At 71.3% G+C, this 15,849-nt stretch carries 14 protein-coding genes and 1 pseudogene; 11 read left to right on the top strand and 4 right to left on the bottom strand.

Going from position 1 to position 15,849, the window contains the following annotated elements; genetic code table 11:
• Positions 1 to 54 precede the first annotated feature (54 nt).
• Complete coding sequence (locus tag GA0070619_RS21040) at positions 55 to 513, top strand: MarR family winged helix-turn-helix transcriptional regulator (RefSeq protein ID WP_088949658.1); 459 nt, start codon at positions 55 to 57, stop codon at positions 511 to 513.
• 53 nt (positions 514 to 566) lie between these two features.
• Here the strand turns inward: GA0070619_RS21040 and GA0070619_RS21035 are convergent, their stop codons facing one another.
• On the bottom strand, positions 567 to 1,067 hold the full coding sequence (locus tag GA0070619_RS21035; RefSeq protein WP_088949657.1) for a roadblock/LC7 domain-containing protein: 501 nt from the start codon (positions 1,065 to 1,067) through the stop codon (positions 567 to 569).
• Positions 1,068 to 1,319: 252 nt separating this feature from the next.
• On the opposite strand from GA0070619_RS21035, the gene GA0070619_RS21030 reads away from it, so the two are divergent.
• The 3 genes from GA0070619_RS21030 (at position 1,320) to GA0070619_RS21020 (ending at position 3,913) form a co-directional block, all read left to right on the top strand.
• A complete protein-coding gene (locus tag GA0070619_RS21030; protein WP_088949656.1) occupies positions 1,320 to 1,673 on the top strand; it encodes a VOC family protein in 354 nt (117 codons plus the stop codon).
• A 101-nt stretch (positions 1,674 to 1,774) separates the two neighbouring features.
• The gene (locus tag GA0070619_RS21025) at positions 1,775 to 3,040 is read left to right on the top strand and encodes a deoxyguanosinetriphosphate triphosphohydrolase (RefSeq protein WP_088949655.1); all 1,266 of its coding nucleotides are present in this window, start codon (positions 1,775 to 1,777) and stop codon (positions 3,038 to 3,040) included.
• 15 nt (positions 3,041 to 3,055) lie between these two features.
• The gene (locus tag GA0070619_RS21020) at positions 3,056 to 3,913 is read left to right on the top strand and encodes a siderophore-interacting protein (protein WP_088949654.1); all 858 of its coding nucleotides are present in this window, start codon (positions 3,056 to 3,058) and stop codon (positions 3,911 to 3,913) included.
• 7 nt (positions 3,914 to 3,920) lie between these two features.
• Here the strand turns inward: GA0070619_RS21020 and GA0070619_RS21015 are convergent, their stop codons facing one another.
• Positions 3,921 to 5,126, bottom strand: a complete 1,206-nt coding sequence (locus GA0070619_RS21015; protein ID WP_088949653.1) for a low temperature requirement protein A — start codon at positions 5,124 to 5,126, stop codon at positions 3,921 to 3,923.
• A 113-nt stretch (positions 5,127 to 5,239) separates the two neighbouring features.
• On the opposite strand from GA0070619_RS21015, the pseudogene dnaG reads away from it, so the two are divergent.
• Positions 5,240 to 7,142: pseudogene (gene dnaG, locus GA0070619_RS21010) on the top strand (DNA primase).
• Positions 7,143 to 7,679 carry a hypothetical protein gene (locus GA0070619_RS21005; RefSeq protein ID WP_088949651.1) on the top strand — a complete coding sequence of 179 codons (537 nt, stop codon included), beginning with the start codon at positions 7,143 to 7,145 and terminating at the stop codon, positions 7,677 to 7,679.
• 9 nt (positions 7,680 to 7,688) lie between these two features.
• Here GA0070619_RS21005 and GA0070619_RS21000 read toward each other — a convergent pair whose 3' ends face one another.
• The gene (locus GA0070619_RS21000; protein WP_088949650.1) at positions 7,689 to 8,708 is read right to left on the bottom strand and encodes a TAXI family TRAP transporter solute-binding subunit; all 1,020 of its coding nucleotides are present in this window, start codon (positions 8,706 to 8,708) and stop codon (positions 7,689 to 7,691) included.
• A complete protein-coding gene (locus GA0070619_RS20995) occupies positions 8,705 to 11,083 on the bottom strand; it encodes a TRAP transporter fused permease subunit (protein ID WP_088951940.1) in 2,379 nt (792 codons plus the stop codon). Before GA0070619_RS20995 ends, GA0070619_RS21000 begins: the two co-directional genes overlap by 4 nt.
• A gap of 132 nt (positions 11,084 to 11,215) precedes the next feature.
• Here GA0070619_RS20995 and GA0070619_RS20990 point away from each other — a divergent pair, with 132 nt between their 5' ends.
• The 5 genes from GA0070619_RS20990 to GA0070619_RS20970 all read left to right on the top strand — a co-directional run bounded on the left by GA0070619_RS20990 (position 11,216) and on the right by GA0070619_RS20970 (position 15,842).
• Entirely contained in the window at positions 11,216 to 12,148 is a 933-nt protein-coding gene (locus tag GA0070619_RS20990; RefSeq protein ID WP_088949649.1) for an ABC transporter ATP-binding protein, read from the top strand.
• A gap of 204 nt (positions 12,149 to 12,352) precedes the next feature.
• Positions 12,353 to 12,895, top strand: coding sequence for a hypothetical protein (locus GA0070619_RS20985; RefSeq protein WP_088949648.1), 543 nt, complete (start codon positions 12,353 to 12,355; stop codon positions 12,893 to 12,895).
• A gap of 239 nt (positions 12,896 to 13,134) precedes the next feature.
• On the top strand, positions 13,135 to 13,932 hold the full coding sequence (locus GA0070619_RS20980; protein WP_088951939.1) for an ABC transporter permease: 798 nt from the start codon (positions 13,135 to 13,137) through the stop codon (positions 13,930 to 13,932).
• A gap of 10 nt (positions 13,933 to 13,942) precedes the next feature.
• Positions 13,943 to 14,752 (top strand): ABC transporter permease, encoded by an 810-nt coding sequence (locus tag GA0070619_RS20975; protein WP_088949647.1) that lies wholly within the window; start codon positions 13,943 to 13,945, stop codon positions 14,750 to 14,752.
• A gap of 64 nt (positions 14,753 to 14,816) precedes the next feature.
• Positions 14,817 to 15,842 (top strand): YihY/virulence factor BrkB family protein, encoded by a 1,026-nt coding sequence (locus tag GA0070619_RS20970; protein ID WP_088949646.1) that lies wholly within the window; start codon positions 14,817 to 14,819, stop codon positions 15,840 to 15,842.
• Positions 15,843 to 15,849 lie beyond the last annotated feature (7 nt).

Genomic DNA, 15,849 nt, shown 5'->3' with positions numbered 1-15,849 from the left:
GAATTAGTTATCCGCATAATGTTATGCGCGTAACTAACTTGTCAAGGAGAGTTCGTGGACTTTGAGTACGCCGACGCCCTCAACCAGGCCATCCGCCTGCTGAGCCTGCGCCACCGGGCCAGGGCCGCCGCGTTGCTGGCCCCCCTCGGCCTGCACCCTGGCCAAGAGGCACTCCTGCTCGAACTCGACCGGACCGGCCCGAGAATTCAGGCCCAGCTCAGCGAGGCGCTCGGCTGTGAGCCGCCCAGCGTCACGCTCATGACGCGCAAGCTCGAAGCCTCCGGCCACATCCGCCGCAGGCCCGCTCCCTCCGACAAGCGCGCCAGCATCGTCGAACTCACCGACAGCGGCAAGGCGCTTGCCGGCCGGGTCAAGGAGTTGTGGCATGGTCTGGCCGAGGAAACCGTGACCGGCTTGCCAGCCCAGACCGTGGCCGAACTACCCGCCATCCTCAACGCCATGACCGGCAACGTCGACACCAGGCGCCCGGCCACCCGCACGGCCGCCGGCTAGTTCTTGTGCAGCAGGCCCGAGCTGTGCCGTCGAGGAGGTTTGGCTGGTTGCGGTCAGATCGGCGGGCGACGCCAGGTGGGCCGGGACGAGCGGCGCAACTGCGCCGGCAGGGTGGCCATCGGCGTACGCACGGCGAGCGGCCCGTGCGCGTCCTGAATCGAGGTGGCGCCGACTGCCCCACCGCGTCTGTCCAGCACCGAGCCCGCCCGACGGGCCACGGCACGGGCCTCCTCGTGCAGCGCTTCCAGATCCTCGGCCGCAGACACGGTGACCAGGGTCAGCAGGGCGGTGCGCCCGGCCGGGTAGGTCACCACGCAACCGGCGGTGGTGCAGACGACCGACTCCCGGAACTCACCACGTTGGACCGTGTCGGCCACCCGGTGGCCGAGCCCGAAGCTGGCTGCGGCGAGCGCGGCGAGATGGGTGGCGTCGGTGCTGGGCAGATCGCTGGAGATGAGCAGCCCGTCGGTGCCGGCCAGGACCGTGCCGGCGATCTCGGGCCGGCGGCGGCGCAGCCCGCGTAGTTCCGTTCCCACCACCGTGTCCGCGTCCACGAGATTTCCCCTTACCGGTCGGGCTCCGCATGTCGGTCGGCTGGTCACGTTCCGCGCTGGGAACGCTACCGGCCGCGACTTCCGCCCGCGAGCCCATAACCCTCAGCGATCGGTTGACAACTCCAAGCCAATCGGCGGTTGTGGGCCAATCGTCGATGCGTCGTGGGCGGGTCGACCAGCGGTGGCGGGCGTAATCTTGGCTCGCTCGCACACGGCCGATTGCGTATGCCGTCGAACGGGAAAGGTGACTGAATGACCAGCGTCTGGGAGAACCTCACCGTCGATGCCCGCGATCCGGCGCGACTGGCCCGTTGGTGGGCCGAGGCGCTCGGCTACCAGGTCGTCAGCGAGAGTCCGGACGAGGTGGAGATCCGCCAGTCCGCGGACCGCCTGCCCGGCCTGGTCTTCGTGCCCGTGACCGACGCCAAGGACCGCAAGAACCGGCTGCACATCGATCTGCGCCCCGCCAACCGGGAGGCCGAGGTCGAGCGGCTGGTCGACATGGGCGCCCGGCACGTCGACATCGGTCAGGGTGACGTGGAGTGGACGGTGCTGGCAGATCCCGAGGGCAACGAGTTCTGCGTCCTGCGTGAGCGCGAGGAGTGAGCCGGTTTTGCGAGCCCCGCAGTCGCGAACAGCAGTGGCGCCGTGAGCGCGAGGAGTGAGCCGGTTTTGCGAGCCCCGCAGTCGCGAACAACGGCGGCTGCGTGAGAAGTGAGCCTGTTGCGGCGGACGCCCGGCTGGTCGAGGAGCCGCCCAAGGACACCGGGCACCGCCGCTCACCGTACGAGCGTGATCGCGCCCGGGTGCTGCACTCGGCGGCGTTCCGGCGGCTGGCCACGAAGACTCAGGTGCACACCGCCGGGACCGACGACTTCCTGCGTACGCGGCTGACGCACTCGCTGGAGGTGGCCCAGATCGCCCGGGAGATGGGCGCCCGGCTGGGTTGCGACCCGGACGTGGTGGACGTGGCGGGGCTCGCCCACGACCTGGGGCACCCGCCGTTCGGGCACAACGGCGAGGCGGCTCTGGATCTGCTGGCCACACCGTGCGGCGGCTTCGAGGGCAACGCGCAGACCCTGCGGGTGTTGACCCGGCTGGAGGCGAAGGTGCTCGCCCCGGACGGGTCGTCCGCTGGGTTGAACCTGACCCGGGCGTCGCTCGACGCGATCGGCAAGTACCCCTGGCCGCGCCGCCCCGGCGAGCGCAAGTTCGGGGTGTACGCCGACGACGTGACCGTCTTCGACTGGATCCGGGAGGGTGCGCCCGGCGACCGGCGCTGCCTGGAAGCGCAGGTGATGGACTGGGCCGACGACGTCGCGTACTCGGTGCACGACGTGGAGGACGGCATCCACGGCGGGTACGTGTCGCTGCGTCCGCTGCTCGGCGACGCCGACGAGCGGGCCGCGCTCTGCGCCGACGTGGCCGGCGCCTACTCCGGGGAGTCGGCGGCCGACCTGGCCGAGGTGCTGGTCGAGTTGCTGGCCGACCCGTTGCTCGCCCCTCTGGCCGGCTACGACGGCAGTCATCGCGCGCAGGTCGCGCTGAAGGCCACCACCAGTGGGGTGACCGGGCGTTTCGTGTCCGCTGCGGTGGCTGCCACGGAGGAGCGCTTCGGCCCCGGACCACATCGCCGCTACGCCGCCGACCTGGTGGTGCCTCGGCTGGTCCGGGCGCAGTGCGCCCTGCTCAAGGGCATCGCGCTGCGGTATGTGATGCGTCGGACCGGCTTCCGGGGCCGCTACGAGCGGCAGCGGACGATGTTGGCCGAGCTGGTCGCCGCGCTGGTGCGGCGGGCTCCGGAAGGGCTCGACCCGATCTTCGCTCCGCTGTGGCGGGCCGCCCCGGACGACACCGCCCGACTGCGGGTGGTGATCGACCAGGTCGCCTCGCTCACCGACCCGGCGGCGGTGACCTGGCACACCCGTCTCGTCGGCGGGGACACACCGCCGACCCACGACGGGGCAGCTTAGGCTAGCCTAACTGATATGACGGAACGCCCCAGGAACGTCACCTCGGCCCGGGTGCTGCGCACCGAGCGGCCCACCCCGCATCTGATCCGGCTCGTCCTCGGTGGGGACGAGCTGACCGGTCTGCCGGTGGGCGAGTTCACCGACCACTACATCAAGGTGGTGTTCCCGCAGCCCGGTGTCGACTATCCGCAGCCGCTGGACCTCGCCGCGATCCGTCGGGACCTGCCCCGGGAGCAGTGGCCCCGGCTGCGCGCGTACACGGTGCGACGCTGGGACCCGCTGGCCGAGGAGCTGACCGTGGACGTGGTGCACCACGGCGACGAGGGGTTGGCCGGCCCGTGGGCCGCCGCGTTGCGCCCGGGTGACCCGGTGCACTTCGTCGGCCCCGGCGGCGCGTACGCCCCGAGCCCGGACGCGGACTGGCACCTGCTGGTCGGCGACGAGAGCGCCCTGCCGGCGATCGCCGCCGCCCTGGAACGGCTGCCGCTGGGGGCACCGGCCCACGTCTTCGTGGAGATCGCCGACCCGGCGGATGAGCAGAAGCTGCTCAGCCCCGGCGCGGTCGAGGTGACCTGGCTGCACCGCGGCGACAGCCCGGTGGGCGAGGCGCTGGTCGCGGCGGTGCGGGCGTTGGAGTTCCCCGCCGGCACCGTGCACGCCTTCGTGCACGGCGAGGCTGCCTTCGTCCGGGACCTGCGCCGGCTGCTGCGCGGCGAGCGCGGCGTGCCTCTCGATCGGCTCTCCATCTCCGGCTACTGGCGGCGCGGCATGGACGACGAGGGCTGGCGTTCCACCAAGGCCGACTGGAACCGGCAGGTGACCGCCGAGGAGGACACCCCCGCTGTGGTGGCCGAGCAGGCCGCGGCCGCCTGAGGGCGGATCATCCCTCGGGCGTCTGGGTCGACTCGCTGGCTCGGGCGAGTCGGCGGCTGAGCAGCACGGCGTACCCGACGATCGCCGCGGCGAGCAGGGACAGCATCAGCCTCGGCTCGTGCACCGTCGCGGTGATCACGATGACCGAGACCACCCCGTAGGCGGCGATCGCCAACCGGGCGAGGCTCGGCCGGGTCCACAACCAGTACAGGGCCAGGCCGCACACCGTCCACACCACCATCGAGGCGGCCAGCAGCAGCCGCAGCTCCAGCGGCAGCCGGGGTGCGTCGTCGTCGACCAGCCGGACCACCTGCCCGAGCGCCCAGCCGAGCAGCAGCAGCGCACCGCCGAGCGGAATGTGCAGGTAGCTGTACGCCTGCCCGCCCCGCAGACGACTCTGGAGGAGTCGGGTGGTGACGAAGGTCGTGTAGACCCACCAGACGGCCGCCGGGATCAGGAAGGCCAACCCGGCGGTGAGGATCATGTGGGGCGGGGGATGGTCCGGCACGGCGAAGAGCAGGCTGGCCAGGGCGCTACCCAGCACGATGATCGTGAACTGCCCGATCCGTTCCGGCAGGTGCCGGTTGTCCACCGGCCAGCGGTTGAGCCAGCGCGCCCCGACCCAGGGCGTGGCCAGTTCGATGACCATCGCGACCACCCACAGCGTCGGGCGCCGGTCGGGGGGCGCGGTCAGCGACACCAGCCAGATCAGCCAGCCCGACCCGAAGCCGATCAGGTAGACCGTCGTCACCATGCCGGCCATCGGGCTGGTCGGCCGGGCCCGCAGGTACAGGAGGAGCAGCACCCCGCGCACGATCAGGTACCCGACCGGCAGGAGCACGCTCTCCGGCACCTCGTCGACGCCGAGCGTCATCGCGCCCGCGCCGACCAACGCGAACAGCACCAGCACCCGGTGCAGCGCGTCATCCGGGTCGAACCGGGTGTCGTAGAAGACCTGCCCCACCCACGCCCACTGGATCACCACGAACAGCCCGATCACGGCCAGCACGGCGCTCGGCGACGGGGTCGGGTCGCTGCCCAGCCGGGCGACGACCGCCGCCAGCGCGTACACGAAGATGAGGTCGAGGAAGAGCTCCAACCAGGTGGCATGGCGGTGTCCGGCCTCGTCCGCAGGCGGGGCCTGCCCGCGTAGCCCGATCCGACCGGCCAACCATCTGGGCAGGCGGGGGACGTCGGTCCGTACCCTGCGCATCTGGTCATGGTCCCCGGGCGGGCCCGGCCTGCGGGCCGGAACCGCCCAGCCGGCAGCGGTGGCCGCCACACCGGCGTCCCCCGGCCGGCGTGTCGTCGGCCCGGCAGGGCAGGATGTACGCCGAGGGGGTGGCGCATGGCTGGGCGGATCCGGGACGAGGACATCGCACTGGTCCGGGAACGCACCTCGATCGGGGATGTGATCTCCGAGACGGTCACCCTGAAGTCCGCCGGCGGCGGCAACCTCAAGGGTCTGTGCCCGTTCCACGACGAGAAGAGCCCGTCGTTCAACGTCTCCCCGGCCCGCAACGTCTGGTACTGCTTCGGCTGCGGGGCCGGCGGTGACGCCATCAAGTTCCTGATGGACGCCGACCACCTCAGCTTCGTGGAGTCCGTCGAGCGGCTCGCCGGCCGCGCCGGCATCCAGTTGCGCTACATCGAGGACGACAAGAGCGCCCCGCGCCCTCGCCCGCAGCAGGGCCAGCGCCAGCGCCTGGTCGCCGCGCACGCCGCCGCGGTCGAGTTCTACCGGGCGCAGCTCAGCACCGCGGGTGCCCGGCCGGCGCGGGAGTTCCTGGCCCAGCGAGGGTTCGACCGGGCCGCCGCCGAGCGTTACGGCTGTGGCTTCGCGCCGGACGGTTGGGACCTGCTCACCAAGCACCTGCGCCAGCAGGGCTTCACCCACCAGGAGCTGGTCACTGCCGGGCTGTCCCGGGAGGCCCGCTCCGGCAGCCTGATCGACCGGTTCCGCCGCCGGCTGCTCTGGCCGATCCGCGACCTCGCCGGCGACGTGATCGGCTTCGGCGCGCGCAAGCTCTTCGACGACGACGACGGCCCGAAATACCTGAACACCCCCGAGACGCCGATCTACAAGAAGTCGCACGTGCTCTACGGCATCGACCAGGCCAAACGGGAGATCGCCAAGCAGGGGCGAGCGGTGATCGTCGAGGGTTACACCGACGTGATGGCCTGCCACCTGGCCGGGGTGACCACTGCCGTGGCGACCTGCGGCACGGCCTTCGCCGCGGACCACATCTCGGTTCTGCGCCGTCTCCTGTTCGACAGCGACGAGGTGGCCGGCGAGATCATCTTCACCTTCGACGGCGACGCCGCCGGCCAGAAGGCCGCGCTGCGCGCCTTCGAGGACGACCAGCGCTTCGTCGGGCGCACGTTCATCGCCGTCAGCCCGGACAACATGGACCCGTGCGACCTGCGACTGGCCAAGGGCGACCTGGCGGTGCGTGACCTGGTCGCGCGCCGCGAGCCACTTGTCGACTTCGCGCTGCGACACGTGATCGGCCGCTTCGACCTGGACACCGTCGACGGCCGGGTCGAGGCCATGCGCCACGCCGCGCCGCTGGTCGCGCGACTCAAGGACCGGGAAAAGCGCCCGGAGTACGTCCGCAAGCTCGCCATGGACCTCGGCATGGAGATCGAGCCGGTGCAGCGGGCGGTGCTCGCCGCCGCCAACACCCCGCCGCCCGGCACCCGCGACGCCGCACCCGCCGCCCGCCCCACGTCGGCCCGCCCCGAGCCGACCCCGGACAGCCCGCTGTCGATGGTCGAGCGGGAGGCGCTGAAACTCGCCCTCCAGCAGCCGGTCCTGGCCGGGCCCATGTTCGACGCGGTCGAGGCCACCGAATACCGCCACCCGGTGCACGTCGGGGTGCGCGCGGCCATCGCGGCAGCCGGTGGTGCCGCGTCAGCGACCGGCGGCGCGGTGTGGATCGAGTCGGTCCGCGACGCCTGCGACGACCTGGCGTCGGCGGCGCTGGTCGGTGAGCTGGCGGTGGAGCCGCTGCGGATCGACGGGGAAGCCGACCCACGCTACGTGTCGATCACCATGGCGCGGGTGCAGTTCGGGTCGGTGACCTCCCGGATCCGGGACATCAAGTCCCGCATCCAGCGGATCAACCCGGTCAACAACAAGGACGAGTACTTCGCCGCCTTCGGTGAGCTGCTGTCCCTGGAGCAGCACGCCCGGGCGCTGCGCGAGCAGGCTGCGGGAGGCCTCTAGATGGGACTGTTCAGCCGCAAGCCGAAGCTGCCGCCGGCCGACCGCCCGCCGCTGACCGCCGACGAGCGGGTGCTGGCATGGGCGGCCGTTGGCAACGGCGAGGGCGACGGAGTGGTGGTCGCCACCAACCTCGGGCTGTGGCTGCCCGGTCGAGGGCACCGGCTCGGCTGGCACACCATCCTCAAGGCGGTCTGGTCCGGCCGGGAGCTGACCGTCACCCCCGCCGAGACCGTCGTCGAACGCGACGGCTACACGGTGGTCGCCGACGGCCCGGCCGAGACGTACTTCCTCCTCGACCCGCGCGAGCTGCCGCACCAGGTGCGGGCGCGGGTGACCCGCTCGGTCGCGTACACCGAGCACCAGCCGGTGCCCGGCGGCGCGGCGCGGGTCGCGGCCCGCCGAGTGGCCGGGGCCGACGGTCTGACCTGGACGGTCCGACTCGACCCCGGCACCCCCGCGGACGACGAGGCACTGCTCGCCGAGACCGACCGTCTGGTCGGCGCGGCCCGTGCCGCCACCGCGCCGGCCGATCTCTGACCGGTTGGGTCAGTTGGCGCCGAGATCCTTCAGCGCCTTATCCGCGCCGCGATGCAGCGGCACCGGCAGGGTCCTGCGGGCCTTCTCCAGCGAGATCCCCTTGGCCGCCGGGTTGGCCTGGGCCAGGGCGTCGCGCTTGTCGAACACCGTCCGGGTGATCGCGCAGGCGACATTGGCGTCCAGGTCCTTGCGGACCAACAGCACATTGGGCACGACGATGGTCGGGGTGTCGGTCGCCGTCCCGTACGCGTCCCGCCCGATCGTGCCCTCCTGGTAGCCGGGGCTCGACGCGGTCATCTTCGGCAGCAACGGCGCGATGTCGACGAACTTCACCGAGTCGCCGGCAGTGGTGAACAGGTCGGTCAGGCCCCCGGTGGGCAGACCGCCGGACCAGAAGAACCCGTCGACGCTGCCGTCCTTGACCCCCTCGACCGTCTTGGTCAGGTCAAGCCGCTGCGCCCGGATGTCCTTGGCCGGGTCGAGACCGGCGGCCTCCAGCAGCCGGTTGGCGATCACCTCCGTGCCGGACTTCGGTGAACCGGTGGAGATCCGCTTGCCGCGCATGTCGGCCACCGAGGTGATCCCGGAGTCCTTGCGGACCACCACCTGCGTGTAGTTGTCGTAGATGCGGGCCAGCGCCTCCACCGGCTGCGGCGCGGTGAAGCTGCCCTTGCCCTCGACCGCGTTGACCGCCGTGTCGAACAGGGAGAACGCCACGTCGTACTGGCCGCCGACGAGCTGTTCGACGTTCTGCACCGAGGCGCCGGTCTCGGCCGCGGTGCCGGTGAGCTTGCCGCCGGTCGCCCCGGACAACTGCCCGGCCAGGGCGTTGCCGACCACGTAGTAGACGCCCGTCGCGTTGCCGGTGGCGATGCCGACACGGGTCTCCTTGGTCACCTCGCAGGTGACCTCGCTGGCCGCGTCGTCCTTGTCGGCGCCGCCCTGCTGACCTCCACAAGCCGTGGCGCCGACCGTGACGAGGGCGAGAGCGCTCAGGCCCGCCGCGAGGCGTACGTCGATTCGTCTCACAGTTGTTCCTCCACAGGATTTGCTGGTGATCCGGACGATGGCCGACCGGCGGATCCACGTCGGACGAACACACCTGCCGCCGCGACGGCGGCCAGTGCCGCGCCGACCATGACCGGGACGGGTTCGAGCCAGAGCAGGGTGACACCGGCGAGGGCACCGAGCACGCGTTCCGGGGCGCCGGCGGGCCCCACCCCGGGCAGCCAGCCACCGGCGGCGACGGCGAGCACCGCCACGCTGAACGCGGTCACCACGGCGGCGAAGGCGATCCGCTGGACGCCACCGATGCCGAGCAGACCGAGCCCGGCCGGGGTGATGACGAACGCGATCGGGGTCAGATAGGCCGGTAGCGCGTACCGCAGGGTCTGCCACATGGTCGGCACCAGCCGGCCGCCGGTCACCGCGGCCGCGGCCACCGCGGCGAGCGCGGTCGGCGGGGACACCTCGGACAGGACCGCGAAGTAGAAGACGAACATCGCCGCGGCGGGCGCGCTCACGCCCAGGTCGAGCAGAGCCGGGCCGACGATCACCCAACCGATCACGAACGAGGCGGTGACCGGCACGGCCAGGCCCAGCAGGCTGAGGGCGACGGCCGCGAGCAGCGCGGTGAGCACCAGGACCAGTGTCGGGTCCGAGGTGGCCGCCTTCGCCCCACCGATCAGCAACGCCGCCGCCTGCGGTCCGAGGCCGGTCTTCGTGGTGGTTGCCGTGATGATGCCGGCGGCGGCACAGACCGCGGAGACCGCGAGCACGCCGCGTACGCCGGTGACGAGCGCGGCCATCAGCCGGGCCGGGGTGAGCCGGTACGCGCGGTCCTTCGTGCGGTCCAAAAAGGAGAGCGCGACCGCCAGGAGGGTGGCGAAGACGACAGCCCTCGTCGCGGACACGCCGACCGCGAGGAACACGATGATCGCGATCAGCGAGGCGAAGTGGTAGCCGAAACGGGCCAGCAGACGCCAGGGCGAACCGACGTCGATCACGACGGGGCGTACGCCGGAGCGGCGCGCGTCGATCTCCACCGAGAGCAGGATGCCGAGGTAGTAGAGCACCGTCGGCACCGTCGCCCAGCCCAGCACCTGGAGGTACGAGACGCCCAGGTATTCGGCGATGATGAACGCCGCCGCACCCAGGGTCGGTGGGGAGAGGATCGCGCCAACCCCGGCCGCGGCCAGCATGCCGCCGGCCCGCTCCGGGGGATAGCCGGCGCGGCGCAGCAGGGGCCAGGTGACCGCCCCGATGCTCACTGTCGTCGCCGCCCCGGAGCCGGAGACGGTGCCGAGCAGGAAGCCGGAGGCCACCGCCGTCCGTCCGGCGGCGGTACGCGAGCGGCGGAACGCCGCAGCCGACAGCTCGACGAAGAACCGCCCGGCCCCGGACAGCTCCAGCACAGCGCCGTAGATGGTGAACAGCACGATGTACGACGCGGCCACGTCCAGCGGAGTGCCGTAGAAGCCGCTGTCGGAGTTGTAGAACGCGTCCACCAGTTGGCTGAAGTCGAGCCCGGCATGGGCGACCGGCCACGACTGCGGGAGCAACCCGCCGTAGTAGCCGTAGCCGAGGAACAGCAGGCAGACCGCGGGCAGGATCCAGCCGGTCGTGCGTCGGCACGCCTCCAGCAGCAGGAGCAGCAGGATGGTGCCCATCGCCAGGTCCGCCGGCACCAGCAGACCCTGCCGGTCGAGGAAGGCGTTATAGCCGCCGCCACCCGAGCCGAGCGGGACCGGCAGGACTGGGTAGAGGCAGGCCGCCACCGTCAGCACGACCAGGACCCAGTCCGCTGCGGTGGGCGTTGTGGAGGCCAGCCGTGTCAGGACAGGTGCGTCAGTGTCGTGGTTGCCGCTGCCTTTGGTGCTGCGTCGTCCGCGCCGGGCCGCCAGGCGGGCCCGCAGCCGCAGGTCGGCCGGGTAGGCGAGGAAGACCAGCGGGAGTACGCCGGCCAGGAAGATGATCAAGTAATACTTGCTGCCCTGCGACAGCGGGCGGAACACCTGCCAGAGGGAGAGGGCGCCAACCGCCAGCGCCGCCGCGGTGAGGAGCAGACCCGCCGGCCCGGACAACACGCGGCCCGGTTTCTCGTCCTCGAACTGGGCAGCCAGATCCCGGGTCGCCCGTTCGGCGACGGAGTCGCCGTCGCCGGTCGGGTTGTCCCTGCTTGGGTCGTGCCTGGTGGGGTCGTGCCTGGTGGGGTCGTCTCTGCTCGGGTCGTCGCCGGTCGCAGGGGTCTCGGCGGGCGCGGTGAGCTCGGTGGGCGCGGTGAGCTCGGCTGATGGTCGCGGTCGCGGGGCCGCGCTGCTGGGGCCCGTCGCGGGCTCACCGGCGGGAGAGTTGGCTGGTCGGACGGGTGACGAAGAACCATCGGGCGAGCTGATGGGCGGCACGAGGGGACGATACACGTCGATCAGCAAACCGGTGGGGCACCGATCGGGGTTTCGCCGTTGACGGGGTGGCCGGTTGGGCACGGGCGGATATTTGCGTGGAGGGCTGTCGGACCGGGCGGTTAGGGTCGGGCGGTGACTTCGGGGCGACCATTGATTCAGGCTCGCGGGCTGGTGAAGCGGTTCGGTGGCTTCACCGCCGTGGACGGCATCGATGTCGAGGTGCGCTCGGGTGAGGCGTTCGGCTTCCTCGGGCCCAACGGCGCCGGCAAGTCCTCCACCATGCGCATGGTCGGCTGCACCTCTCCACCGAGCGGGGGCGAGCTGCGCATCCTCGGCCTGGACCCGGTGGTCGACGGCCCGGCGATCCGGGCGCGGCTCGGGGTGTGCCCGCAGCTCGACAATCTCGACCCGGAGCTGACGGTCCGGGAAAACCTCACCGTCTACGCCCGCTACTTCGGCATCTCACGGCGGGCGGCCCGCGAGCGGGCCGACGAGCTGCTCGACTTCGTCCAGCTCACCGAGCGCGCCGACAGCAAGGTCGACCCGCTCTCCGGTGGGATGAAGCGTCGGCTGACCATCGCCCGCGCGCTGGTGAACGACCCGGAGATCGTGCTGCTCGACGAGCCGACCACCGGGCTCGACCCGCAGGCCCGACACCTGGTGTGGGAGCGGCTGTTCCGGCTCAAGCAGCAGGGCGTCACGCTGGTGCTCACCACGCACTACATGGACGAGGCCGAGCAGCTCTGCGACCGGCTGGTGGTGATGGACGGCGGCCGCATCGTCGCGGAGGGGTCGCCCCGGGCGCTGATCGAGCGGCACTCCACCCGCGAGGTGGTCGAGTTGCGCTTCGCCGCCGAGTCGCAGGAACCGTTCGCCAGCAAGCTCGACGGGCTGGGGGAGCGGGTCGAGGTGCTGCCCGACCGGGTCCTGCTCTACGTGCCCGACGGCGACGCGGCGGTCGCCGAGGTCACCGCGTTGGGGCTCAACCCGGCCAACGTGCTGGTGCGGCGCAGCGGCCTGGAGGACGTCTTCCTGCACCTGACCGGCCGCACCCTGGTCGACTGACCGACCTCGGCTGATCGTTGGCAGCGCAGCGACAACTTCTCCGGCGTGTCGCACCGCTCAGCTGCCAACGATCGCCGTTCGACTGCATTCGATCTTGGGCGTAACATCGCCCGACCGACGGGCCGGTGGATGCAGGTGACCTTGCGTAGCATCGCCAGCCCGGCGAGCGCATCCGCCCGTTCAGCAGCCAACCACGGGGGTTCCATGTCCAACATGCCGACCAACAGCCGGCATCAGGCCGGCCTGACCGCCCTCTACCTGGGCATCTTCGCCACGGTCTGGTTCAGCGTGCCGGCGGTGGAGCAGCCGTGGCGCGCCCTGTTGGTGGTCGGCAGCGTGGCGTCCATGATCACCGCCGTGCTGGGCGGTGTGATGTCTGGCCGTCCCCGGGGCGAGGGTGGCGGTGCGCAGGAGCGGGCGACCAACCGGCGGTACCTGCTCATCGTCGTCGCCGAGTTCGCCGCCGCCGGGCTGGGCGCCGTCCTGCTGGCTGCCGCCGACCGGTCCGAGTACATTCCGGTGCTGGTCTGCGCGGTGGTCGGGCTGCACTTCTTCCCGCTCGCTCCGCTGCTGCGAGACCCGCTGCTCAGGCCGCTCGGTGTCGCGCTGTGCGTGGTGGCGGCGGCGGGGCTCGTGGCCGCGTTCGGCTCGGCGGTCGCCGCGGGTCGGGTGGTCGGCACCGGTGCGGGGCTGCTGCTGCTCGGTTACGCCGTCCAGGCACTGGTCCGCGCGCGCCGGCCGGCCTGACCGGCACGCGAGGCAGGCGTGAATTGCGCGCGCACCCGTCCCGGGGGGTTGATCGACTCCGCTTTCTGGAAGTCGGGCTGTCCGGGCAACGTGGACACCGCGAGTTCCGTGAAACCGAGTCGATCACCGCGCTGAAACCCGGGCGACACGCCTCCGGGGGCGTCGTAGGGTGACCGGCGGCCTGTCGTACCCCGGGGGTAGACAGGTCGTGGTGGTCGGCACGGTGGGTGGGGGTGGTCGTGGTGAGCGTGGCGACAGCGACGCGCGGGCGGTTCCCGTGGGTGCCGGCGTACGCGGTCTTCGAGCACTATCTGGTGGGTCTACGACGCACCTGGCGGGCCGGGGTGTTCTCGTCGTTCCTGCTGCCGGTGCTGACCGTGCTCGGCTTCGGGCTGGGCGTCGGCGCCTACATCGACCAGGGCGTCGGCGGGGTGCGCTACCTCGACTGGCTGGTGCCCGGGCTGATCGCCTCGACCGCGCTCCAGGTGACCGTCGGTGACTCGACCTGGCCGGTGTTCAGCAACTTCCAGTGGGTCAAGACCTACTTCGCGCAGAGCGCGTCGCCGCTGCGGGTGGGCGACATCGTGGCCGGGCACCTGGCCTTCGTGCTGTTCCGGGTGCTCACCACGATCGTGGCGTTTCTGCTGGTCACCGGGTTGTTCGGGGCGCTGCGGTCGCCGTGGGCGGTGGTCACCCTGCCGGTGGTCGCGTTGCTCGTGCTGGCCGTCGCCGCGCCGACCTTCGCGTACGCCGCGTCGGTGTCCAGCGACAGTTGGCTCGCGATGCTGTTCCGGTTCGCCGTCATCCCCATGACGCTCTTCGCCGGGGTGTTCTTTCCGGTGGAGTCCCTGCCCGACGCGCTGCGGTGGCTGGCGTACGTGACGCCGCTGTGGCACGCCGTCGACCTGTGTCGCGCGGCCACGCTCGGCATCGCCCCACAGTGGTCGGTCGCCGGGCATGTGCTCTACCTGGCCGCCTGGGCCGTCACCGGTTGGCTGCTGGCGTTGCGCACGTTCCGTCGCAAGCTCGTCGTCTAGGGAGGCCGCAGTGGTCACGCTGATCCTGCCCCGGCTGGTCGATGTCTCCGCCGCGTCCCGGCGGTCGGCGTCGGTGGTCGAGCGCAACCTCTCGGCACTGAAGTCGGTCTACTGGCTGCTGCTGCTGTCCGGCTTCGTGGAGCCGCTGCTCTATCTGCTCTCCATCGGGGTGGGCGTGGGGGCGCTCGTCGGCGATCTGCCGCTGCCCGACGGCCGACTGGTCTCGTACGCGGAGTTCGTGGCCCCGGCGATGCTCGCGTCCTCGGCGATGACCGGGGCGCTCGCGGAGACCACCTTCAATTTCTTCGGCAAGATGAAATACATGAAGCTGTACGACGGGATGATCGCCACCCCGGTACGGCCGTTCGAGATCGCCGTTGGCGAGCTGGGTTGGGCGATGCTGCGGGGCAGCGCCTACTCGGCCGCGTTCCTCGGGGTGATGGTCGCTCTGGACCTGACCAGCGTCGGCCGCGCCTTGGCCGCCCTACCGGCCGCGGTGCTGGTCGGGTTCGCGTTCGGGGCGCTCGGCATGGCGATATCCACCTTCATGCGCAGCTGGCAGGATTTCGACCTGGTGGGCTCCGCGCAGTTCACGCTGTTCCTGTTCTCCGGCACCTTCGTGCCGGCGCAGGCCTACCCGACTTTGCTGCACTGGCTGGTCGAGGTCACCCCGCTGTACCGGTCGGTGCACCTGATCCGCGGGGTCGCGCTGGGCGGCGGTGGCTGGGTCTGGGTGCTCGACGTGCTCTACCTGCTGGCGATGCTGGCGGTCGGCCTGTTCGTGGCCTCTCGCCGGATGGGCAGGTTGCTCTACAAGTAGGGGTTATCCGCGCGCGTTCACGGGGCATGTCCGGTGGTGACACCACCGACGAAGAGGAGGGGCGATGGCCTCGGACGAGTCTTCCGCCCAGCGGCAGCGGGAGCGTGATCCCGCGAACGCGCCGGTCGGGCCCGACGCGGGGCCGGACAGCCCCACCGATCTGCCCGGCAGCGGTTGGAAGGCGGCGCTGCGCCGGACGGTCCGCGAATTCCAGGACGACAGCCTGACCGACTGGGCGGCAGCGTTGACCTACTACGGGGTGTTGTCCATCTTCCCCGGCCTGCTGGTGCTGATCTCCCTCCTCGGCCTGCTCGGCAAGAGTGCCACCCAGGGCGTCAAGGACACCGTCAACCAGGCAGTGCCGAACGACAGCGTCCAGAAGATCATCGAGGGCGCGATCGACACCGCCCAGCAGAACGGTGGCCTGGCCAGCGTCGCGGCGATCATCGGTCTGTTGGCCGCGTTCTGGTCCGCGTCCGGTTACATCGGCGCGTTCATGCGCGCCTCGAACACCATCTACGACGTGCCGGAGGGGCGGCCGATCTGGAAGACGCTCCCGATCCGGCTCGGCGTTACCGCGGTGGTCGGGGTGTTGCTGCTGGTCAGCGCGGTGATCGTGGTCTTCACCGGTCGTCTCGCCGAATCGGTCGGTGACGTGATCGGGCTGGGCTCGACGGCCGTCGCGGTGTGGGACGTCGCCAAGTGGCCGGTCCTGCTGATCCTGGTCAGCCTGATGTTCGCGATCCTCTACTGGGCCTCGCCGAACGCGCGGCACGGCGGCTTCCGCTGGGTCAGCCCGGGCGGGGTGCTGGCCGTGGTGATCTGGCTGGTGATCTCCGGCCTGTTCGCCTTCTACGTGAGCAACTTCGGCTCGTACAACAAGACGTACGGGGCGCTCGCCGGCGTGATCATCTTCTTGGTCTGGCTCTGGCTGAGCAACATCGCGATCCTGCTGGGCGCCGAGTTCGACGCCGAGTTGGAGCGGGGCCGCGCCATCGAGGCGGGTCACGACGTCGACGACGAGCCGTACGTCGAGCTGCGCGACGACCGCAAGCTTCGCAAGAAGAGGGGATCCGCCGACCGCAGCTGACCGCCTC

It is taken from the genome of Micromonospora zamorensis, from assembly GCF_900090275.1.
Taxonomy (GTDB): Bacteria; Actinomycetota; Actinomycetes; order Mycobacteriales; family Micromonosporaceae; genus Micromonospora; species Micromonospora zamorensis.
The sequence above is the reverse complement of the archived record's forward strand: the minus strand, read 5'-3'. Positions and strand labels throughout refer to the sequence as shown.